The organism is Chryseobacterium populi (genome assembly GCF_000282115.1).
Classification (GTDB): Bacteria; Bacteroidota; Bacteroidia; order Flavobacteriales; family Weeksellaceae; genus Chryseobacterium; species Chryseobacterium populi.
Genome location: NZ_AKJY01000114.1, coordinates 1 through 21119, shown reverse-complemented (window position 1 = coordinate 21119; position 21119 = coordinate 1). Strand labels below are relative to the sequence as shown.

Sequence of the window (21119 nt, the reverse complement as noted above, 5' to 3'; positions counted from 1 at the left end):
AACGGCTTCAGCCGCCGTATAGTTAGTGGCTACAGATGATCTTGTACACTCAAAAGAAGTAGTAATCGAGAGTTTTAGTAACAGGTTTTTGGGAATCTGGGCATAAAATGTGTTCCCATTTAAAGGCAGAACAAATGTGGTTCCTATAGCAGTGGTGGATCCTCCTTGATTTTTAATATAGAATGGAATAAGTTCCCCACTCGGTTTTGTAAGTTTAACGGCAGCTCTGTGTTTTCCTGTTACCTGTAGGCTGGGATCACATTTTGTAGCATTGAACGATGCTGACCCACCAAGCATAATTTCTTCATCTTTGATGGAAGTAAAAGTTTCTGATTTTGTTATATTCGGGTTTGTCACATCAGTGTCGGTACTTTCAGCTGCTATTGAAAGACCATTGCTTTGACCCGGAGTAATAAGTTTATACTGTTTTTGGGTGTGATTTTCATAAGAAAATTCAGAGCTCCCTTTGGTCGGATAAATTATTTTTCTCAACATTCCAACCTGTGATTTAGTAGGAACTACTCCCTGAGTTGCACCGGGGTAAGATACTGATGGTATTGAAAGCTGAGGAATAAGATTAGTGTTGGTTGATATTCCATTATAATAACCTCCCGTATCTCTGGCAAAGGAAAGCCTTACCGGAAGCTCCTCAGGATTGGTATATTCAAAAGAATGAACCGCTTTTGATATATTGTCACTGATACTGTTTAAAAACAATCTTTTATTAGCGGTAAGAGTGTAGTTAAAATTGATATCATTGATGGTTACAGAATTTAGTTTTCTGACGACTTTGGTAAGTTTCTGATAATCTTCATTTCCTGTGGAGGCAGTATATTCAAACGTAATTTCTCCATAATTAGGATTATTGCTGTAAATTCTTTTGACCTGTTTTCCACCCACAGACTGTAAATGACTAATCAGTCCTCCAACTATAGGTGGGAGAGAAAATGCGGAACCACCACACACTGAGGGTTGCGCTGCTCCTAAGGTATATCTCATCATTTGAGAATTACTCAATGTGGCAGAATATCCTGCATTCTGATTCTCAATAATAATTTGTTCTCCATTGGATGGGTCTTCAATTTTGGTCAGATACCACGCTGTTGTATTGCTCGATAAAAGGGACTGTCCATCACCTAAAGTCCTGTTCTCCGTGGTTTCCTTATCTGTGAAGTAATATTTAATACCATCATCCATTGTGATGGTAAAAGAACCGCCACCACTTTGTCCTTCAATGATGACATCCTTTTGAGAATAGACTATAGGCATCCCCCTTCTGTCAAATACAAACCGGATATTGTTTCCGTTAAAATTGGCCATATACAGATCCTGCTCCGAATCAACCAGATCATTGGATGCATCCTGGAAATATTGCATCACTGTAGGATGCCGTATCCCTAAGGTTTCAATATCGTTAGGAAAAGATATGTTTGCATTTTCTTCATCGGGAAGATCCCTGATGGTCCTTGTAATTACCCCAGCTGTAATCAGATTCCACCCGAGTCCGGTGGAACCGTTCATGTCATCAATTTTTACGCCATTAGAGCTGTAGCTAAGGGCTACCGGAAGACTAAGGTTTCCAACTTTATAATTTGTCAAGGGAATATTTATATTGGCCGTGCCTGTAAAAAGACTTACGGGTATATTTCCATAGCTTCCGAGTTTGAAAGCTTCCGGGGAAGAAGGAAGTATTTTAGGTAAGGTGGAGGGATCGCTGCCGGTTACCTGTGGCCCTGCTCCCTGCGCCGCAACTGTAATGACAGCAGAGCTAAAAAGTAAATTGATAAATTTATTCATGTATGTGTTTATTTTTTTATAAGTTTAGCATTCGCTGTTTTATTCGTATCTGTTTTCACCACCACAAGGTAGGCTCCCTGAATAAGTGGCTGTGTATTAATTTTAGTCACCGTATTCTTTGTTTTAATGCTCTGAAGCTGCCTTCCTCCCATATCATACACCACAATCTCAGCTTCCTTGAAATCAAATCCTATTTCCACATAAGCATAATCAGACACTGGATTCGGGTACATCTTAATATCCTGCTTCTCGATTAACTGATCAATCTGCTTATCACCCAGTTTCACGATCTTCCAGTTCTCCTTTCCCAGTTCCTCAGCACTGGTTCCTGCTAAAATGATGGAACCATCCCTGTTTAATTTAATATCCGAAAGTCTTTCCTCTCTTTTTCTCGATTCCCCTTTCACATGCTTTCTCCATTCTTCATTTCCATCCTGGTTCAGGTACAGCATCCAGAACGTTTCATCATCATTCTCTATTCTTCCCTCTGCCTGGGTATAACCTCCAAGTAAAATTCCTTTTGAAGATTTATCATCAGAGCTGTGCAGAACACTCATTCCCATGAGAACATCCCTGTTTTTAAAGTTGTAGGATTTCTGCCAGAGTTCTTCACCTTTTTCGTTTAATGAAATCAGCCAAAGATCTGTTCCTTCTTCTATGCCTGTGGTTTTGTTTCCCGATCTTTCCGATCTTGATTCACCACCAATTAAGTATCCTGTGGAGGTTAAAGCAAGGGTTCTTAAATGATCATCTCCTTGTCCACCGAAATTCTTTTCCCATTCCACTTTTCCGTCTTTATTAAGCTTTACAATCCAGTAATCACCTTCACCATAGTTTTCGGTTTTCTTTGACCCTGTAGCACTGCTTCTGGAATACATTCCCAATAAAGCCCCTCCATCTTTCGTTGGAATCATTTTTTCAACTTCATCCAGTCCTTTTCCGCCCAAAACAAGTTGTGACAGTTCTTTTCCGTTTTTATCCAGTCTTACAATCAGAACATCTTTTGATCCGTAACCTTTTGTCCCCTGAGGCAGTTTACCCTCAGCAGAGTCGAAGGGAAGGAAACTTTGTACATTTCCAGCCACAAAAAATCCCAAATCCGTAGTCTGGATCACTGATCTTGCCTCTTCATCAGAAGTTCCTCCAATCGTTTTCTGCCATAATTCATCCCCGAATTCATTGATTCTGATCAGCCAGATATCAGATCCGCCTTTGGAATCCTCTTTTTTATCCAGTCCTTTTCCTGAATATGAAGTTCCTGCCAAAAGAAATCCACCTTCCTGGGTAGCCACCGTAGCTGACAGGAAATCATGGTTTTTCCCTGAGAAATATTTTTCCCAAACCTGTTCACCCTGCTGGTCAAGTTTCACCAGATGAAAATCGTAGCCGTTATTTTGTTTGTTAGCTGAAGATTTAGAGTTGATAGAAGAACCGCCTGTACCCTGAGGCTCCCGAAGGGTACCTGCCTGAATTGAACTTCCTGTAATTAAATACTGCTGATCAATTGTTGTGGTTACCTGGCTCAGGAAATCCTGGGTATTGGATTTAATGTCTTTTTGCCATACCACCTGCTGGGCAGACACGCCCAAAACAGTGCACATTGTAAGTACACCCGTGTAGAGTTTTTTCATACTTGTGTTTAGTTATTATTTGTTTTTTAATTTGCTGCAAAAGTAGTTATTTTATTTCACGGTAAAAAGATGTATATGAAGGATTTAACACAAACTTTTCATCAATGCAAAACTAACGCTACAATGCGACAAAACTTGTCGCATTAGATTTAATATAAGGATTTCGGATAGAATTTTTTTCATACATCATATGTTCAGGTTAAAGATTAATATTTTTAAGAAAGCTAATGTTTTTACAAAGTATAGTCAACATAAATCAGTTAATTGTGAATATTGTTGTGTACTTGCTTTTGCTTGAAGTATAATTTTATACCTTTTATGCATTATTGTTAATTTTATCTAGCTCTGATCCATTAATTATTCGCTTTTAATGATTTTTTAACCCACGAAACTTTCATCTGAGAGCTACAGGCAGTAACTTTGTGAAAATTTTTATAATGAAGCGAAGACTCCATTTTTTACTGCTACTGATCTCTTTTACGGCTTTTGCTCAGAAAGCAACCGTAGATACTGCTCAGATCGTTATTCCCAACCGATATAATACTGTTGAAGCTCAGACTAAACCTTACATCATCATGATTTCTGCCGATGGTTTTAGGCATGATTATGCTAAGAAATATAATGCTCAGAATCTTTTAAAATTTTCAAACCTTGGAGTTCAGGCAAAGGCAATGATTCCAAGTTATCCAAGTATTACTTTTCCCAATCACTGGAGTCTGATCACCGGGCTTTATCCTTCTCATCATGGTTTGATTGATAATTATTTTTACGACTATAAGAGGAAGGAAGCCTATGCCATGAGTGATAAAAAAAATGCAGAAGACGGAAGCTGGTATGGTGGAATTCCGCTTTGGGGACTGGCCGAAAAACAGGGGATGATTTCAGCTTCTTTAATGTGGGTGGGCTCTGCAAGTAATGCAGGGGATATAAGGCCTACTTATTATTATCCTTATCACGAAAAATTTACACCAGCTGAAAAAGTGGATAAAGTGATTAACTGGCTGAAGCTGCCAATGGATAAAAGGCCACATTTTATTTCGTTGTATTTCCCCGAAGTAGATGGAAGCGGGCACCATTTCGGTCCCGACACCAAAGAAACTGAAGATGCAGTGCATTTGGTTGACAAAGCCATTGGAGATTTAGCTGATAAAGTGAGGAGTTTAGGGCTTCAAGATGTCAATTTCATCTTTGTTTCTGACCATGGAATGATAAAAATAGATGGTGGAAACCCATTGGAAATTCCTGCTTTGCTTTTAAATAAGGATAAATTTGATTTGTATAATTCCCAGACTTTATTGAGAATTTATGTTAAAAATCCTGCTGAAGTTAAATCGGTTTATAAAGCTTTAAAAGCAAATAAAACAGATGACTACGAAGTATATCTGGATAAGAAGCTTCCGAAATACCTGCATTTTGCCTCTAAAGATGATAAGTATAATAGGATAGGCCAGATTCTTCTAATTCCTAAAGCCCCTAAAATATTTTTGCCTAAAGGAAAAACGACTTCAATAGGAAAGCATGGCTATAATCCGAGGCTCGTTCCTGAGATGAAAGCAACTTTCTATGCCTGGGGTCCCGAATTTAATAACAATCTCGTCATTGATGAATTTTCTAATGTAAATGTTTATCCAATGGTCGCTCAGATTTTAGGATTAAAAATTGCTCAGCCGATTGATGGTAAATTGAAAGTTTTGAAGGAGATTTTGAAAAAAAAGGATTAATAAAATTAAAGAAAATAACAAGTTTCGGCGCACCAAAGGTGCGCCGAAACTTGTTACAACAGTTCTGATTTCTGCGATCAAGAGAAATTAAAACTTGGAAGCAAATTCCTTTGCAAAATCTTCCAGTTTTGTTTCACCATTAGCCAATGCTCCATGTTCATTAAAATCTTTTTGTACAATACCGTTTCTCAATCCCCGGCCCATTTCCGTATACAATTCTGCAATCTCCTGTGGAAGGCCTGCCTGAAGCATTCCGTTTAATGATTCTTCATCAGAAAATTCAACCCAGGACAACTCAGGTTTGCCAATGGCAGATCCAAAAACTTTTGCAAAATCAGAACCTTTACGGAGGTCACTCACAATATATCTGATATTTTTATCCGCTTGATTTTTTACTAGTTCTTCAGCAGCAGCTTTTGCAATATCATTAGGATGAACTAGTGGAACATTTACGGTTTCAGGATAATTGCTCCCTATAATCCCTGCATTTTTAATCAATGGAATATCATTGAAGAAGTTGATATAAAAATATCCGGCTCTTAAAAAAGTAACTGATGTATTTTCTAATTCATTGTATGCTTTCTCTATAAAATGTAAACCTTTAATCGGTCCATTTTCAACCGGAGATTCTACGCCAATACTGCTTAACATCACAACACGTTTTACTCCTGTTCTCTTAATTGCTTCGGCATAATTTTTCCCTGCGTTAATTGTGTTTTCAACAACGTTTTCAAAACCCATATTAGGAGGTGTCATTGCGAATACAGCATCTGCTCCTTCAAAGGTTTTTACCAGAAAATCTAAATCAGTAATTGAACCGATGGCAGGTGTTGCTCCTAAAGATTCAATATCGCTTTTTTTAGACTGGTTACTACTGATTACAGTGATATGATGGCCTTCAGTTATTAATTGTTGGACCAATGGTTTTGCTACATTCCCAAGGGAACCTGTAATGACAATTTTCATAATAAATATTTTTTTATTTCCGTTGACAAAGTTATATTTGTACTTACTTTTATACAAGTACTTACCCTAAAGTATGTATTATGACAGCAATTAAAGAAAGTTCAACCATTCAACAGAACAAAAAATATGCACTGGATCTCTGCCCGGTCACCTATGTAATGGAAAAAATTGGTGGTTTCTGGAAGCCGATTATCTTATACCATCTTTCCAGTGGAGACAGGAGATATAGTGAGCTTAAAAGAGCGATTCCGGCGGTGACGGAGAAAATGCTGATCCAGCACTTAAAACAACTGGAAGCCGACGGACTGATTATCAGAACAGCAAAACCTGTCGTTCCACCACATGTTACTTATGAATTAAGTACATCCGGTAAAGGCTTAATTCCCGTTATCCATCAAATGGCAGAATGGGCCTTTGAGGATATGAAAGGAAATTATAAATAAGAGAAATAACATTTAATTAGAGGAAAAGAGCTTTAAAATAGCATTTCTTTCTTAAATGAAATGTCTTTGTTTTTCTTTAAAAAGACCTCCCAGTCATTATCTTTGTCTTCCTTTGCGATTTAAAAAAATTCAGACTCACAACCTTAAATTTTTAACCAAAAAGAGACCACCTTTTCAGGCAGTCTCTTTCGCTAGAATATATAAAGATTTTACAAAGATTGCATATCAATCACAAAACGGTATCTTACATCACTTTTCAGCATTCTTTCATATGCTTCATTGATTTCCTGCATTTTGATCATTTCAATCTCCGAAACGATATTGTGCTCACCACAGAAGTCTAATAGTTCCTGGGTTTCAGCAATACCACCAATAACAGAACCTGCTACAGATTTTCTTCCCATAATCATAGGAACTGTGTTTAGAATAGGTTCCAAACCACCCAGATACCCAACTAAAACATGAGTTCCGTTGATATTTAAAGTGGCAACATAAGGATTTACATCATGCACATAAGGTACAGTATCAATGATGACATCGAATTTTCCTTTTACAGATTCCATTTGTGCATCATCTGTAGAGATAATCACATGATCTGCTCCTAATTGCTTTGCATCTTCAGTTTTCCCCGGAGTTCTGGAGAATAAAGTCACTTCAGCCCCTAATCCCTTAGCCAGTTTAATGGCCATATGACCCAATCCACCTAAACCAACAACAGCAACTTTAGAATCCGGGCCTACGTTCCAGTGTCTCAATGGAGACCATGTAGTGATTCCTGCGCAAAGTAGGGGAGCTACTGCCGCCGGGTCCAGATTTTCAGGTACTTTTAAAACATGATTGGAATCTACAACCACTTTTTGAGAATAGCCGCCAAAAGTATGTCCACCCAGATGCTTGTCCTTACCGTTATACGTTCCTGTAAATCCATTGAGGCAATACTGTTCCAGGTCATGTTTACAGCTGTCACAATGTCCGCAGGAATCTACAATACAACCAACACCTGCTAAATCTCCTACTTTAAATTTAGAAACGTCACTGCCTACTTTCGTAATTCTTCCTACAATTTCGTGTCCGGGAACTGCAGGGTAGACAGTTCCGCCCCAGTCATTTCTTGCGGTATGAAGGTCAGAGTGGCAAACACCGCAATATAGAATTTCAATTTCTACATCATTAGGTGTTGTATCTCTTCTTTCAATATTCATTTCTTTTAAGTCTGCAGTCGTAGACTCGGCTCCATAAGCTTTTACTGTAAATGTGTCCATTTGATTTTTAATTTAAGTTTATAAGTTTTTGTATTCATCATCAGTTACCGGTTCCAGCCATTCCACAATACCTTTCTGAGTGTTAGGGTTGATGGCCATATGAGTGAATTCACTGTCCGCGCTTGCACCATGCCAATGAATAACATTAGGAAGAATATTCACTACATCTCCGGATTTTAAAATTTGCACAAGCTTTCCTTTTTCCTGATAATATCCGGTTCCTGAAGTTACGATTAAGATCTGCCCGCCACCGTGGGAATGCCAGTTATTTCTGCAGCCGGCTTCAAAAATTACGTTTCCGATCTGGCAGTTCAGTTCGTCTTCGTTGGGTTTTAAAATCTGTACCCAAGCAGTTCCGCCCGAAAAATATTTGGAAGGTGCTTTTTCTCCTTTGGGAAAAATGTTTTTATTTTCGAATGTTTCCATAACAATGCAAAAGTCGATACTTTTAAATAAATGGCACTTATACAGATTACAGAAACATTTACCAATTTTACAGACATTGTGGAAAAGTAAAATAGAAAGTGGTAATTTTGATTAAGATTAAAAAGGTATTCTATGGAAAATCAAGATGTTGAAATCATCAGCAGTGTTTCAGATTATAATAAAATGATGAATCATGAAACTTTGCACCCTTTGGTCAGTATCATTGATTTTTCCAAGTCTGATCCCATTTCACAGTACAGAAGGACTTATGGTTTTTATACTGTATTTCTCAAAGATGTTATGTGCGGAGATATGTACTATGGTAAGAATAATTATGATTACCAGGAAGGGACACTGGTTTTTATAGCGCCCGGGCAGGTTTATGGAATGAGTAATGACGGAGCTTATATACAGCCGGGAGGATATGCTCTGATATTTCATCCCGATTTAATAAAAGGTACGAATCTGGGTAAAAATATTAAAGATTATACTTTCTTTTCTTATGATGTGCATGAAGCTCTGCATCTTTCAGAAAAAGAAAGGGAGATTATCCTCGAGTGCTTTAAAAATATAAAGCTTGAACTGGAACAGGCTATCGATAAGCACAGCAAGTCTTTAATCGTAAATAATGTTGAATTATTCCTCAATTACTGTATGCGGTTTTATGACCGTCAGTTTATTACCCGTGATCATGTAAACCAGGGAGTTATCGGAAAATTTGAAAACCTTCTGGATGATTATTTAAAATCTGATAAACCTAAAAATATCGGTTTTCCGATGGTCAATTATTTTGCAGAACAACTTAATCTTTCGGCCAATTATTTTGGAGACCTTATTAAAAAAGAGCTTGGGATTTCTGCCCAGGAATTTATTCATAATAAGCTGATTGATGTAGCAAAAGAGCAGATATTTAATCCTGCAAAATCCATCAGCGAAGTTTCTTATGATCTTGGTTTCAGATATCCGCAGCATTTTACAAGGCTGTTCAAAACAAAAGTCGGAGTTTCTCCAAGTGAATATAAATCACTTAACTAGTCTAAGCACTAATAGCATAAATGTTTTCACAAATAACAGAAGCATTTTGTGTCCATCCGTGCAGGAAATTGGTGCCACTCGTGTTTAATCTTTCAAATAACTCGTAGCATCAATCATTTCATGTTTAAAAATTAAAACAAAAATTATTAAATTTAAAATATATTTCTGTTTTAAGATGACGACACAGCAAAATGTAGGGATTTATACCTTTCAGGCTCCTTTCGGAAAAATTTTAGCATTAAAAGAAGATGGCATTATCAAAGCCAGAAGTATCCGCTATGCCCGTTCCGAAAGATTTCAGGAACCTGTGCCCGTACAACCTTCAGCATCAGAAATTATTTTCCCGGATAAAATCCCGGTTTGTCCGCAAAATTTAAGCACATTATTAGATAAACTGATCGGAAAAACTGATCTTGATCTTTTTGATGTGGAAGAATCAACGCAATATGTTTCGGTATACCGGCCTGATGTTTTTGAGCAGGATGAAAAATTACCGGTTATAGTATGGATTCATGGTGGTTCTTACGAGATAGGATGTGGGGATCTGGCGACTGCTGATCCTACAGATTGGGTAAAAGAACAAAATATTGTTTTGGTTTCGGTTTCCTATCGTTTGGGAATTTTCGGTTTTCTGGGTGGAAATGAAAAAAGGCCGGCTAATTTAGGACTGTTTGATATTATAGAAGCTCTAAAATGGATTAAAGCTAATATAGAAAGTTTCGGTGGAGATACTGAAAATATTACTCTTTTCGGACAGTCTTCAGGCGGGGATGCCATTGCTCACCTGATGATCTCCGAGGGGGTTGAAGGCTTATTTCATAGAGTGATTATCCACAGTGCGCCTTTGGGACTTCGTAATGAAAGGAAAAAAATGTCATCTGAATTTTTGAGTAAAACAGAACACTTTACAGCTGAAACAGATATTCTGGAAATTATTGAAAATTATAAAAATTTTGTACCGTCTTTTCTCAGGTACGGATTAAAAGCTGCCATGCCTTTTGGAGTGCAATATGGTTTTCCACCTTTATGCAATGAAAATGAAGTTATGGAAAAATGGATGCTGAGTGCAAAAAAATATGATCTTTTAATTGGTTTAAATGAGGACGAAACTGCATTTTATCTGAAAGCTTCCGATTCCTGGAATAAATATTTTAATCAGGGCTTCGGTAAAAAAATTCTGAATAAAGCTATTCGAGTAACAACAGATATTATTTACGGTAAGCCGGCTGAAACTTTTGCTGAAAACTATGCTGTAGCAGGAGGAAATGCCTATATCTTTAAAATTCATTCCCGACTGATCAACAATTTTTTCGGAGCAGCTCATGCATTTGATCTGCCTTTGATTTTTGGAAATGAAATTGCATGGAAATCTTCCGGCTTATTGAAAGATATTCCCTGGAAATACATGCAGGAAAACGGCCGGAAACTGAGAAGATTGTGGACTGAATTTGCCCGGAGCGGAAAAATTTCAGACAATTCCGATATACCGGACCTGTTAGAGCTCCGAAAAGTTTAGTTTTATTTAACCACATTGACACTAATAAAATTATCAATACCGTTTGCATTTGTCTTTATTCAGGAATCCACACACTCACATTTCCTGCAGGAACCTGGAAATTTCCCCATCCCTTTTCATCTATAATTACCTTTTCTTCAAATCTTCCAAGAAGATCATAAAAGCTTTGTCCAATATATTTTTCACCCATTTCCATAGGTTTGGTGTAAGCTTCTTTATTGCTTAAAACTACGGCACAGCCCGGGTGTTTTTCATTTCCTTCCCGTACCCAGCCAAGGCAATTGGCATCTTCAAAATAATCCCTTTGGATTCCATAGGCATAATCTTTACGGGCTTTCAATAGTTCCTCAATTCCATCTACTTTATTCAGAAAGATTTCCTGGTCATTCCCTTCCCTGTCCTTATCTACGTAATGTGCTCCAAACAGATCCGGATAGAATATACAGGGATAACCATCTTCCCTTAGTAGAATTAAAGCATAGGCAATCGGCTTGAACCATTCTTCAACAGGAGCTTCAAGATCCTGTAAGGGTTGGGTATCATGATTATCAACTAAGGTTACAGAATGAAGAGGATCAGCCTGAGTTAGGGTTTCATCAAAAATCCTTCTCAAATCATAAGATCCTCCTTCTTTTGAAGCGTTATAGAAATTATTTTGCAGAGAGCTGTCAAACAAACTCATGCACCCTTCTGTTACTTCAATATATTTCTGGAGTAAATTTAAATATCCGGGAGCCCAATATTCTCCAACAGCGAATATATTTTTCCCTGAATTGGAACGGAGCAGTGTGAGCCATTCTTTGTAAAAATCAAAAGAAATATGTTTTAAGGCATCTAACCTTACTCCATCAAAATCAGTCTGATCAAAATACCATTTTGCCCAGTTATTAAGCTCCTCACGTACGAAGGGATTACGATGCTCAATGTCATTATACATCAGATAATCATAGTTTCCTTTTTCATCATCGATCATTTTTTCCCAATCATTTCCATATTCAGACTGGATTTTAAAAATATGGGAATCCATTCCCTCAGCATAATCCACACCACTGAAACAAGTGGCATTCCATTCAAAATCCGAATATTTTTTGTTTCTTCCTGGAAAAGTAAATTTAGTATAGGATTGTATTTCAATAACATCTGAGATAACTTTTTCACGGTTATTTTCATCTACTTTGACTGCCTTTACCGTTTCTAATTCATCACCACCTGCTTTATGCCCTAAAACAATGTCGACAATAACCTGGATATTCTGTTTTTTTAAAGCGTGAATAGCTTCTATATAATCATTTTTTGAACCATACTTGGTTGGGATACTACCTTTCTGGTCAAACTCTCCCAGGTCAAAAAGATCATAAGCATCATATCCCGTTGAATAGCCACCGCTTGTTCCTTTGTAAGCCGGAGGAAACCATACTGATGTAATACCATGTTTCGCTAAATATTTTGCCTGTTTTTCGGCTTCTTTCCATAATTTTCCATCTCCTTCAGAATACCAATGGAAAAACTGAATCATCGTTGGGTTCATAAATTGTGAGTTTGGTTACTACAATTTAGTGAAAAATTTTAATTGTTAATTTTCGAATTCTTTAAACGGTATTTTTAGTTGAACTGAAACCTGCTTTTTTTCTTCTGTATTGAGGTGAGAGAGTGATAAGCCTAATAAACGAACCGGCTTGTCAAATGGACGAAGTTCCCAGAGTTTTTTTGAGATCCCGAAATATTCTTCAGCTGAGGTAAAATATTCTTCTTTAGTAATGCTTCTTGTAAAGAGCGAGAAATCTTTATACTTGATCTTTAAAGTGAGTGCTCTTCCGAGAATATTATTTTTTTGCAATCTCTGATGAAGTTCTGCGCTAAGGCTTTCCAGTTTCTCATTGATCTGCTGTTCATCAAAAAGGTCTTCAAAAAATGTACGCTCCACAGCCACACTTTTCTGAATTCTGTGAGGCTTCACTTCAGAATTATGAATGCCCCGTACAACATTGTAATAATAGCTGCCTGATTTTCCAAACAGGGAAACAAGCTCCTGTAAAGTCTTTTTCTTTAAATCTTTTCCTTTAAAGATTCCTAAAGTAAACATTTTATTTGCGGTAACTCTTCCTACTCCGTAAAATTTTTCAACAGGAAGTTCTTCGAGAAAGTTTTCGATTTTGTCGGGATGAATGGTTTTCTGCCCGTTGGGCTTATTAATGTCTGAAGCTACTTTAGCCAGAAATTTATTCACAGAGATTCCTGCAGAGGCAGTGAGCCCGGTTTGTTCAAAAATTTTCTGACGTATTTCCCGTGCGATCTGGTTGGCAGATTCTATTTCCTTTTTGTTTTCGGTAACATCAAGATAGGCTTCATCCAGGGACAGGGGCTCCACAAGATCGGTATACTCATAGAAGATCTCCCGGATTTTTCTTGAGATTTCTTTGTAGCGTGCAAAATGAGGGGGAACAAAGATCAGATGCGGACATTTTTCTTTGGCTGTTTTGCTGGGCATTGCAGACCGTACTCCATATTTCCTTGCCTCATAACTTGCTGCCGAAACAACGCCACGGTGTTCTCCTCCTACAGCAATCGCTTTTCCTTTTAATGCAGGATTATCATGTTGCTCTACAGAAGCATAGAATGCATCCATATCGACATGAATAATTTTGCGGATGGGAAAAGAAAAATCCATATCACAAAGATATGGATTCATTTATTTTGAAATAATCTGTTTATTATTTAAGTCTCATTGTCAGAAGAAGTGGTTCAAAACCGGCTTTTTCATAAGCTTTTACAGCAGCTTCGTTCTGATCGTAGACATCCAGTCTGATTTCAGAAATGCCCCTGGACCGGGCCCATCTGATCAGCTCATCAAGAACCAGTTTATTGATTCCCCGACCTCTGTATTCCGGTTTTACGTACATAAAGCCGAGGTAGGCAAAGCTATTAAAATTATAATAATCTTTTTCCGTCTGTTTGATCAGGGCATAGCCTGAGCCCACAATCTCATTATTTTCTACTGCGACTATGACTGAGGCATCAGGAGATTGTATTAAATGAAGCAGATCATAATAATGAATTTCCCCGTCGATAAGTGTAATGTTGAACGGCCTTTCCGTCGTGACAATTCCCTGCTCAAACTCTAAGAGGGTATTTAAGTCCTGTTCTGTAGCCTCTCTTGTTGTCATTATTGTAAAAGGTTATCTATGGTTTGCTGGATTTCCGGATCTTCCGGTGAAATAGCATAGTATTTTGCGATGACTGACTTTTGATCAATCACCATATATCTCGGGATCCAGTTCAGATCGATATAATTATTGAAATCATTTTCCCATCCGGAGGCAAACCAGTAGTTATCTTTATCTTTCATGTTGAACCGGTCAAGGCTTTTATCAAAACCTTCTTTTGATCTTTCCAGTGAAAGGAATACAAAATCTACTTTCGGGTTATTTCTTTCCAGTTCCTCCGCTTTTGGAAGTGCTTTCAGGCAGTCTCTGCACCATCCGGCCCAGAAATCAATCACTAATATTTTTCCTTTATGCTGATCAAGAATTTCCTGTATAGATGTGCTTTTTCCTTCTTCATTTTCCAGTTTCTGGTTTAGTGCTTCTTTTGAAAAGCTGGTTTTAAGAACTTTTGGAGCCTGTTGAGAATAGCTTAATCCGAAAATTCCTATCATTGATAATAACAAAAATTTTTTCATATCCAATTTCATTTTAATGCAAATCTAAACAATGAAATGCAATCTGGGATTGGTTTTTTATTAATTAGGAAAAATTTATGAGATTGAAAAATTCTATGATCTACCGGTAGTTTTTCACCAGGCCTTTTACTACCGTGATTACATTAGGCATGGCTTTATCGGCAGCATTCAAAACTTCTTCATGGGAAACGGAGAATGCAATGTCAGGACCGCCAAGATCTGTAATAATGGAAATGCAGAAAACATTCATTTTCATATGTCTGGCAACGATCACTTCCGGAACGGTGCTCATTCCGACCATATCTCCGCCGATTGCTTTTATCATTCCGTATTCTGCAGGGGTCTCAAAAGTGGGGCCCTGTAAAGCAACATAGACACCCTGATGGATTTTAATGTTATTTTGCTTTGCAGACTCTTCTGCTACAGCGATCATTTTTTTGTTATAAGGTTCGCTCATATCAACAAAGCGGGGGCCGAAAGAATCAATATTCCTGCCTCGAAGCGGATGTTCAGGCATCATATTGATGTGGTCTTTTAGAATCACGATATCGGCAACATGGTAAGCAGGATTTACACCGCCACAGGCATTGGAAAGAATAAGGCTCTTAATTCCCAGTAAATGAAAAACCCTGACCGGGAAAGTCACTGTTTCCATAGAATGGCCTTCGTAGTAATGAAAACGGCCACTCATCATCAATACTTTTTTACCTTCCAGGATTCCATAGATCAGTTTTCCGCTGTGTCCGGCTACAGTAGTCTGCGGAAAGTCGGGAATATCTTTGTATTCTAAAACATGAATAGGCTTTACTTCGTTCTGCAGTTTTCCTAATCCTGATCCTAAAACAATAGCAAAATCAGGGGTCTCCTGAATGATATTCCTGATGAACTGGGCTGTTCCTTTAATTTTTTCTAACATAATCGAGAATGATTTGGTTGAATTCTTCCTTCTTATCGATGATTACATTGATAGGCCAATAGTAAACAATATCTCTAAGATAGTCAAAGGTTTTCAAACGTACATAATCTTTCTCGGTTGTTAAGATTAATTTATATTCACCCAGCTTTTTATATTCGGCAACGATCTTCTTAATATCGTCGTCAGAAAAGTTGTGGTGATCCCTGAATTTTAAATGTTTTACTCGCTGGGAAAATTTGGCAAGATGCTCCAGTAGAGGTTTAGGGTTTGCGATTCCTGTGATCAGCAGGATGTCATAATAATTCAGGTTGTTGTCGGGAAGCATTTTCTCTTTTCCGTATACATTTTCGTCATAGCCGATAGATGAAAAGAATACTTTCTGGTAGCGGTCCGGCCTGATTCTGGAAATATAATACTGCTTGGTTTCTTCCGTTAATTCATCCGGGCATTTGCTTACCATAACGACATCAGCTCTTCTGGAACCTGCTCTGGATTCTCTTAAATCACCTGCCGGAAGAAGATGATCTTTAAAAAAGGGATCATTAAAATCGGTCATCAGAATATTGAATCCTGCTTTAATGGCTCTGTGCTGCATGGCATCATCCAATACCAGTACATCCAGATCCATATCATCAATGACTTTTTTTGCTCCGGGAACTCTTTCTTCTGAAACGGCAATCACAAAACGGTTTTTGAAGCGTTCAAATAACTGCATTGCTTCATCACCCACAGTCTTATAGTTGCTGTCGTAATTCGTTACTTCATAGCCTTTTGTGAGTCTTCCGTAACCACGTGAAAGTACACCCGTTCTGTAATGTTTAGACAGGTATTGGGCAAGATACATCACCATTGGTGATTTCCCGCTTCCGCCCACAGACAGGTTGCCGACATTAATTATCGGAGTCTTGAATTTTGTAGATTTAAAAATTCCCAGATCATACATTGTGTTTCGGATACCCGTTACCAAATGATAACCAAGGGAAAAAGGATAAAGGTACCATCTTTTCATACGTTTGCAAAAATAGGAATTTTCAGAAGGATTACTTCAATATTCCGAATGAGTTTTCAACAAATATTTCATGAAATTAAAGTATTTTTGTGGAGTTATATTATTACATTGAGGTATTTTATTGAATTTTCTTACAACGGTAAAAATTATTTCGGTTATCAGATTCAGCCGGATGCCATTTCCGTACAGGAAGAACTGGAAAAAGCGCTCTCCACTATTTTAAGGGAAGAGATTAAAACAACAGGGGCCGGAAGAACGGATACGGGTGTGCATGCTAAGAAAATGTTTGCTCATTTTGATACAGAGCAGATTTTAAGTGACCAGCTTCCACACAGGCTGAACAGTTTTCTGCCACCGGATATTTCCGTTAAAAGGATTTTTCAGGTGAAAGATGATTTTCATGCGCGTTTTGATGCAACTTTCAGAACGTATGAATATTATATTTCTTTGGAAAAAAATCCTTTTACCCGGGATTCTGCATGGCAACACTGGCGAAGGCCGCTGGATATTAAAGTGATGAACGAAGCCTGTAAGATTTTATTTGAATATGAAGATTTTACAAGTTTTGCAAAATTGCATACCGATAATAAAACGAATCTTTGTAAAATATATAAAGCAGAATGGGAGCAGGAGGGGAGCGAACTGAAATTTACAGTTTCAGCTAATCGTTTTCTCCGAAATATGGTAAGAGCAATGGTAGGAACCATGGTGGAAGTGGGGGCCGGTAAAATAAAGCCTGAAGATTTACGGAAAGTGATTGAAAACAAAAACCGTAATTCGGCGGGAACTTCCGCACCTGCACATGGATTGTCCCTGGTGGATGTAGGATACGAATTTAAAAATAATTAAAAACTAATAACAAATGATATCAATTATTATTCTTGTAGGAGCCTACAGGTATTATGCAGGACTTGCTGAAAAATTTGGTAAAACGAAATGGCATTTCGGGCTTCTTGCTATTGCTATTTACCTGGGTGCCCAGTTTGCATTCGGGCTCTGTTTCGGATTATTTAAAGAGATCATGAACCCCGGTTCTTTGGATACGACGAGCAATAGTACATTTACGTTTGTAAACCTTGTCGGCTGGCTGATTTCTATTGCTGTTGTCTGGGGGATTTATAAATTTCTGGAACGGAGGTTTGAAAAGGAAAATCTACAGAAACCGTCGTTGGAAATTGAAGAGATAGGTGTTCGTGAAAAATAATAAGAACGGTGGCTTCGAGAGCCTCAGCCACCGAAAGCTTATCAATCAATAGTCTGAAAAGTCCTGACAAAGGTGGCTGGGGCTCCCGAAACCACCGAAATTCAAATAAAAACAGCCATGGATGAAATTGAAAAGCTCGCTTATGCCCTGAATCATTTTGCAGGTCTTACGGAAGATGACTTTAAACTGTCTTCAGAATTCTGGTTGCCTAAACTTTATAAAAAAGGAGAATTTTACAATCTTCGCGGAACAGTTTGTACATATTTCGGATTTATTGTAGAAGGGGTATTCCGCTCTTATACAATTGATGAAAAAACAGGAGAAGAAAAAAATGTTTTCCTTTATTCTGCCAATGGTTTTGTGGTTTCTTTCAAGAGTTTTATCAATCAGATTCCATGTGATTACCATACCCAGGCACTCACTGATGCCGGGATTATTTATATCAGGTATACAGATTTGCTTGCGCTGTATCAGCAATCGCACCGGTGGGAGAAATTCGGAAGATTATTGGCACAGGAAGCTTTTAATGTAACGATGACAAGAATAGAAGGTTTTTTGCTGAAATCTCCTGAGGAACGGTATTTAGACCTTGTCAGGCAGCATCCGGATATTTTTAATAATGTTCCTTTGTATCATATTTCTTCCTATCTGGGAATTCAGGGGCCGTCACTGAGCAGGATAAGAAAAAGAATTTCAGGGAAGTAATACGATTTTAACCGAGGTTAAAATAATCCTCGTTTTATCTCCGCAACTTTGTTTCAGAATTTAAAACAATAAAAGTTATGAAAACAAAAACTATCGTATTGATTCATGGATTATTTGTAAACAATACAAGCTGGAAAGAATGGAAAACTTATTTTGAAGCACAGGGCTATACAGTTCACACCCCTTCAAATCCCGGACATGCCGGAGATCCTGTACAATTGAAAGCCAATATCCCGTCTGAATTAAGAAATGTAGGCTTTGATGATACAGTTGAGAATCTTGTGAAATTTATTGATACCCTTCCTGAGAAACCGATCGTTATCGGGCATTCATTCGGAGGCCTGATGGTACAGAAGCTGATTGATATGGATAAAGCCGTTGCGGGAGTGAGTATTGACGGTGCTCCACCAAAAAATGTAATGGCCCCTTTTTCTACAGTAAAAATAGTATGGCCGGTAGTCAATTTTTTTAAGGGGAACAGCCCTTATCTGGGAACTAAAGACTGGTATCACCGTGCCTTCTTCAATAATTATTCCAGAGAGGAAAGTGATAGATTATATGAAACCGTCGCAGCTCCTGAAAGCAGAAAATTAGCAAGAGATCCCCTGTTTAAATCTTCTGCAAAATTAGATTTAAAAAAACCTCATCAGCCGCTATTATTTATTGCCGGGTCCAATGACAAGATATTTCCGGCGAAATTTTCAAGAAAGATTGCAGGCTCTTACCATGATAAAAACAGCATTGTTGATTTTAAGGAGTTTGAAGGAAGAAGCCACTTTATCTGCGGTGAAAAAGGCTGGGAAGAAGTAGCGGAATATATTTTAGGCTGGTTAAAAAGAAACTAGAGAAATATTCATATTTTAAATGACAGGTATGTGAAATTTTCTATTCAAGATATTCAGACTTTCAAATTATAAAGTCCTATTTTTGCAAAGAATTTTATTTTAATTCTTTTCTTCAAGTCGTACAATGAAAAAACAAGATACCTGGCAAATTATAAGGAGGCTGTTCTTTATTGGAATGAAGTTTCGTTCTTGGTTTATCCTTACTTTAATAATTTCCGTTATACTGGCAATAGTTTCTACTTACAGGCCTTATCTTACCATGGAGGTTGTAGATAATGATATCACGAAACTGCATGATAAGGCTTTAATGATGAAGCATATCTATATCCTGGTAGGATTGGTGGTTGCCGAAACTGTTTTAAACTTTTTTTTAGTTTATTTTTCCAACTATATTTCCCAGAATGTCATCAGGGATATAAGGGAGAGATTATATGATAAGCTGATTTACTTCAGAACTTCTTTTTTTGATAAAACACCTATCGGGCAGCTGGTGACCCGTGCCGTAGGAGATGTGGAAACCATTGCAACGGTATATACAGACGGATTCCTCATGGTTTTCGGTGACATTCTGAGGATTGTATTTGTATTGGTGATGATGTTCAGTACCAATGTACATTTAAGCTATATCACACTGGCTATTTTACCTTTAATGGTGGTGATTACCCGTTTTTTTCAGAAAAGGCTTAAAAAAGCTTTTGGTGATGAAAGAACATGGACGGCCAATCAAAACTCATTTGTTCAGGAGAGGCTTGCAGGGATGCCGATTATACAGGTGTTTAACAGGCAGGGGGCTGAATTTAAAAAATTCGATGATATTAATATAACGCTGAAAGGAGCATTATTGAGAACGGTTTTCATCTTCTCGTTATTCTTTCCTGTTGTTGAGCTCATTTCTTCTCTTTTTATAGGATTTATCCTGTTTTATGGTGGATATATTACGATCAGTGCCGGAGTTGTGATTGCATTTATCCAATATATTTCAATGCTGATCCGTCCTTTGAGGCAGATTGCAGACCGTTTTAACAATATCCAGCGGGGAATTGTAGGGGCAGAAAGAGTATTGGGATTGATGGATGAAGAAAATTCAATGCCGAATACCGGAACAATAAAAAAAGACCATTTCGATGGAAAAATCGAGTTTGAGAATGTACGTTTTGCTTATGATGATAAACAGGAAGTTTTAAAGGGAATTGATTTTAAAGTAAATCCCGGGGAAACAGTAGCGATCGTTGGTGCGACAGGTGCAGGGAAATCTACTATTATCAGTCTGATTACAAGGCTTTATGATATTAATTCCGGCAAAATATTAGTAGATGATACAGATTTGAAAGATTATGAATTGTATAATTTGAGAAGTCATATCGGAGTGGTGTTGCAGGATGTTTTCTTATTCCATGGAAGTATTTTTGAAAACCTGGCTTTTGGTGACGAAACGATTACCCTGGACACAATAAAAGCAGGTGCGAAAGAAATTGAAGTGGACCAGTTTATCGAACAGCTTCCGGGTGGTTATGACTATGTGGTAAGCGAAAGGGGATCTTCCATTTCTTTAGGACAGCGCCAGTTATTATCTTTCTTAAGAGCTTATTTATCTGATCCTAAAATCCTGATTCTGGATGAGGCAACATCTTCTATCGACCATGAAAGTGAAAAGCTGATCCAGAGAGCTACAGAGAAAATCACTAAAAACAGAACCTCGATTATTATTGCACACAGGTTGTCAACGATTGAAAAAGCGGATAAGATTATCGTCATGGAACATGGTAAAATTGTTGAAGAAGGCAGGCATCTGGAACTTCTGGATAAAAACGGATATTACGCGACCCTTTATAAAGCGCAGCTGAGACATGAAGTGGAAATGGAGGAGGAAAGCCGGAATTCTTAACTAAAATAGTAAATTATTATCAATAAAAAGAGGCTGTCTCAAAAGGGGCAGTCTTTTTTCTGTCTCAAAATTTGTAGTT

The 21119-nt window shown here is 37.7% G+C and carries 19 protein-coding genes and 1 pseudogene; 9 read left to right on the top strand and 11 right to left on the bottom strand.

All coding sequences use genetic code 11. The annotated features are described in order from the left end of the window. Positions 1-1797, bottom strand: a pseudogene (locus PMI13_RS19655) (hypothetical protein); the annotation flags it as partial. An 8-nt stretch (positions 1798-1805) separates the two neighbouring features. Next, positions 1806-3428 carry a T9SS type A sorting domain-containing protein gene (locus PMI13_RS19650; RefSeq protein WP_007847062.1) on the bottom strand — a complete coding sequence of 541 codons (1623 nt, stop codon included), beginning with the start codon at positions 3426-3428 and terminating at the stop codon, positions 1806-1808. 437 nt (positions 3429-3865) lie between these two features. On the opposite strand from PMI13_RS19650, the gene PMI13_RS19645 reads away from it, so the two are divergent. Next, positions 3866-5149, top strand: coding sequence for an alkaline phosphatase family protein (locus tag PMI13_RS19645; RefSeq protein WP_007847060.1), 1284 nt, complete (start codon positions 3866-3868; stop codon positions 5147-5149). 87 nt (positions 5150-5236) lie between these two features. Here PMI13_RS19645 and PMI13_RS19640 read toward each other — a convergent pair whose 3' ends face one another. Beyond that, positions 5237-6115 carry an NmrA family NAD(P)-binding protein gene (locus PMI13_RS19640; RefSeq protein WP_007847058.1) on the bottom strand — a complete coding sequence of 293 codons (879 nt, stop codon included), beginning with the start codon at positions 6113-6115 and terminating at the stop codon, positions 5237-5239. Between the two features lie 80 nt (positions 6116-6195). Between PMI13_RS19640 and PMI13_RS19635 the strand changes: the two genes are divergently transcribed. Then, positions 6196-6558: a winged helix-turn-helix transcriptional regulator gene (locus tag PMI13_RS19635; protein ID WP_007847053.1), complete on the top strand. Its 363-nt coding sequence runs from the start codon at positions 6196-6198 to the stop codon at positions 6556-6558. Positions 6559-6767: 209 nt separating this feature from the next. On the opposite strand, the gene PMI13_RS19630 is transcribed toward PMI13_RS19635, so the two are convergent. Together PMI13_RS19630 and PMI13_RS19625 are read right to left on the bottom strand one after the other, a co-directional pair. Beyond that, a complete protein-coding gene (locus PMI13_RS19630; RefSeq protein WP_007847052.1) occupies positions 6768-7820 on the bottom strand; it encodes an NAD(P)-dependent alcohol dehydrogenase in 1053 nt (350 codons plus the stop codon). Positions 7821-7838: 18 nt separating this feature from the next. Then, a complete protein-coding gene (locus tag PMI13_RS19625) occupies positions 7839-8246 on the bottom strand; it encodes a cupin domain-containing protein (RefSeq protein WP_007847051.1) in 408 nt (135 codons plus the stop codon). Positions 8247-8378: 132 nt separating this feature from the next. On the opposite strand from PMI13_RS19625, the gene PMI13_RS19620 reads away from it, so the two are divergent. Next, positions 8379-9281, top strand: a complete 903-nt coding sequence (locus PMI13_RS19620) for a helix-turn-helix domain-containing protein (protein ID WP_007847050.1) — start codon at positions 8379-8381, stop codon at positions 9279-9281. 175 nt (positions 9282-9456) lie between these two features. After that, positions 9457-10797 (top strand): carboxylesterase family protein, encoded by a 1341-nt coding sequence (locus tag PMI13_RS19615; RefSeq protein ID WP_007847049.1) that lies wholly within the window; start codon positions 9457-9459, stop codon positions 10795-10797. Positions 10798-10852: 55 nt separating this feature from the next. On the opposite strand, the gene PMI13_RS19610 is transcribed toward PMI13_RS19615, so the two are convergent. The 6 genes from PMI13_RS19610 to lpxK form a co-directional block, all read right to left on the bottom strand. Further along, positions 10853-12325, bottom strand: a complete 1473-nt coding sequence (locus tag PMI13_RS19610) for an alpha-amylase (RefSeq protein ID WP_007847048.1) — start codon at positions 12323-12325, stop codon at positions 10853-10855. A 45-nt stretch (positions 12326-12370) separates the two neighbouring features. Then, entirely contained in the window at positions 12371-13465 is a 1095-nt protein-coding gene (gene dinB, locus PMI13_RS19605; RefSeq protein WP_007847047.1) for a DNA polymerase IV, read from the bottom strand. 43 nt (positions 13466-13508) lie between these two features. Beyond that, entirely contained in the window at positions 13509-13961 is a 453-nt protein-coding gene (locus PMI13_RS19600) for a GNAT family N-acetyltransferase (RefSeq protein WP_007847046.1), read from the bottom strand. Then, positions 13961-14476 carry a TlpA family protein disulfide reductase gene (locus tag PMI13_RS19595; RefSeq protein WP_007847045.1) on the bottom strand — a complete coding sequence of 172 codons (516 nt, stop codon included), beginning with the start codon at positions 14474-14476 and terminating at the stop codon, positions 13961-13963. The genes PMI13_RS19600 and PMI13_RS19595 overlap by 1 nt, the downstream gene beginning before the upstream one ends. A 100-nt stretch (positions 14477-14576) precedes the next feature. Continuing rightward, positions 14577-15392: a purine-nucleoside phosphorylase gene (locus PMI13_RS19590; protein ID WP_007847043.1), complete on the bottom strand. Its 816-nt coding sequence runs from the start codon at positions 15390-15392 to the stop codon at positions 14577-14579. Beyond that, positions 15376-16401: a tetraacyldisaccharide 4'-kinase gene (gene lpxK / locus PMI13_RS19585; protein WP_007847041.1), complete on the bottom strand. Its 1026-nt coding sequence runs from the start codon at positions 16399-16401 to the stop codon at positions 15376-15378. The genes PMI13_RS19590 and lpxK overlap by 17 nt, the downstream gene beginning before the upstream one ends. A gap of 48 nt (positions 16402-16449) precedes the next feature. On the opposite strand from lpxK, the gene truA reads away from it, so the two are divergent. The 5 genes from truA (at position 16450) to PMI13_RS19560 (ending at position 21040) form a co-directional block, all read left to right on the top strand. Then, the gene (gene truA, locus PMI13_RS19580; RefSeq protein ID WP_007847036.1) at positions 16450-17250 is read left to right on the top strand and encodes a tRNA pseudouridine(38-40) synthase TruA; all 801 of its coding nucleotides are present in this window, start codon (positions 16450-16452) and stop codon (positions 17248-17250) included. A 13-nt stretch (positions 17251-17263) separates the two neighbouring features. After that, positions 17264-17605: a hypothetical protein gene (locus PMI13_RS19575; protein ID WP_007847034.1), complete on the top strand. Its 342-nt coding sequence runs from the start codon at positions 17264-17266 to the stop codon at positions 17603-17605. Between the two features lie 117 nt (positions 17606-17722). Further along, positions 17723-18310 carry a Crp/Fnr family transcriptional regulator gene (locus tag PMI13_RS19570; protein ID WP_007847033.1) on the top strand — a complete coding sequence of 196 codons (588 nt, stop codon included), beginning with the start codon at positions 17723-17725 and terminating at the stop codon, positions 18308-18310. Positions 18311-18387: 77 nt separating this feature from the next. After that, complete coding sequence (locus PMI13_RS19565; RefSeq protein WP_007847030.1) at positions 18388-19155, top strand: alpha/beta hydrolase; 768 nt, start codon at positions 18388-18390, stop codon at positions 19153-19155. Between the two features lie 124 nt (positions 19156-19279). Further along, complete coding sequence (locus tag PMI13_RS19560) at positions 19280-21040, top strand: ABC transporter ATP-binding protein (RefSeq protein ID WP_007847028.1); 1761 nt, start codon at positions 19280-19282, stop codon at positions 21038-21040. Positions 21041-21119 lie beyond the last annotated feature (79 nt).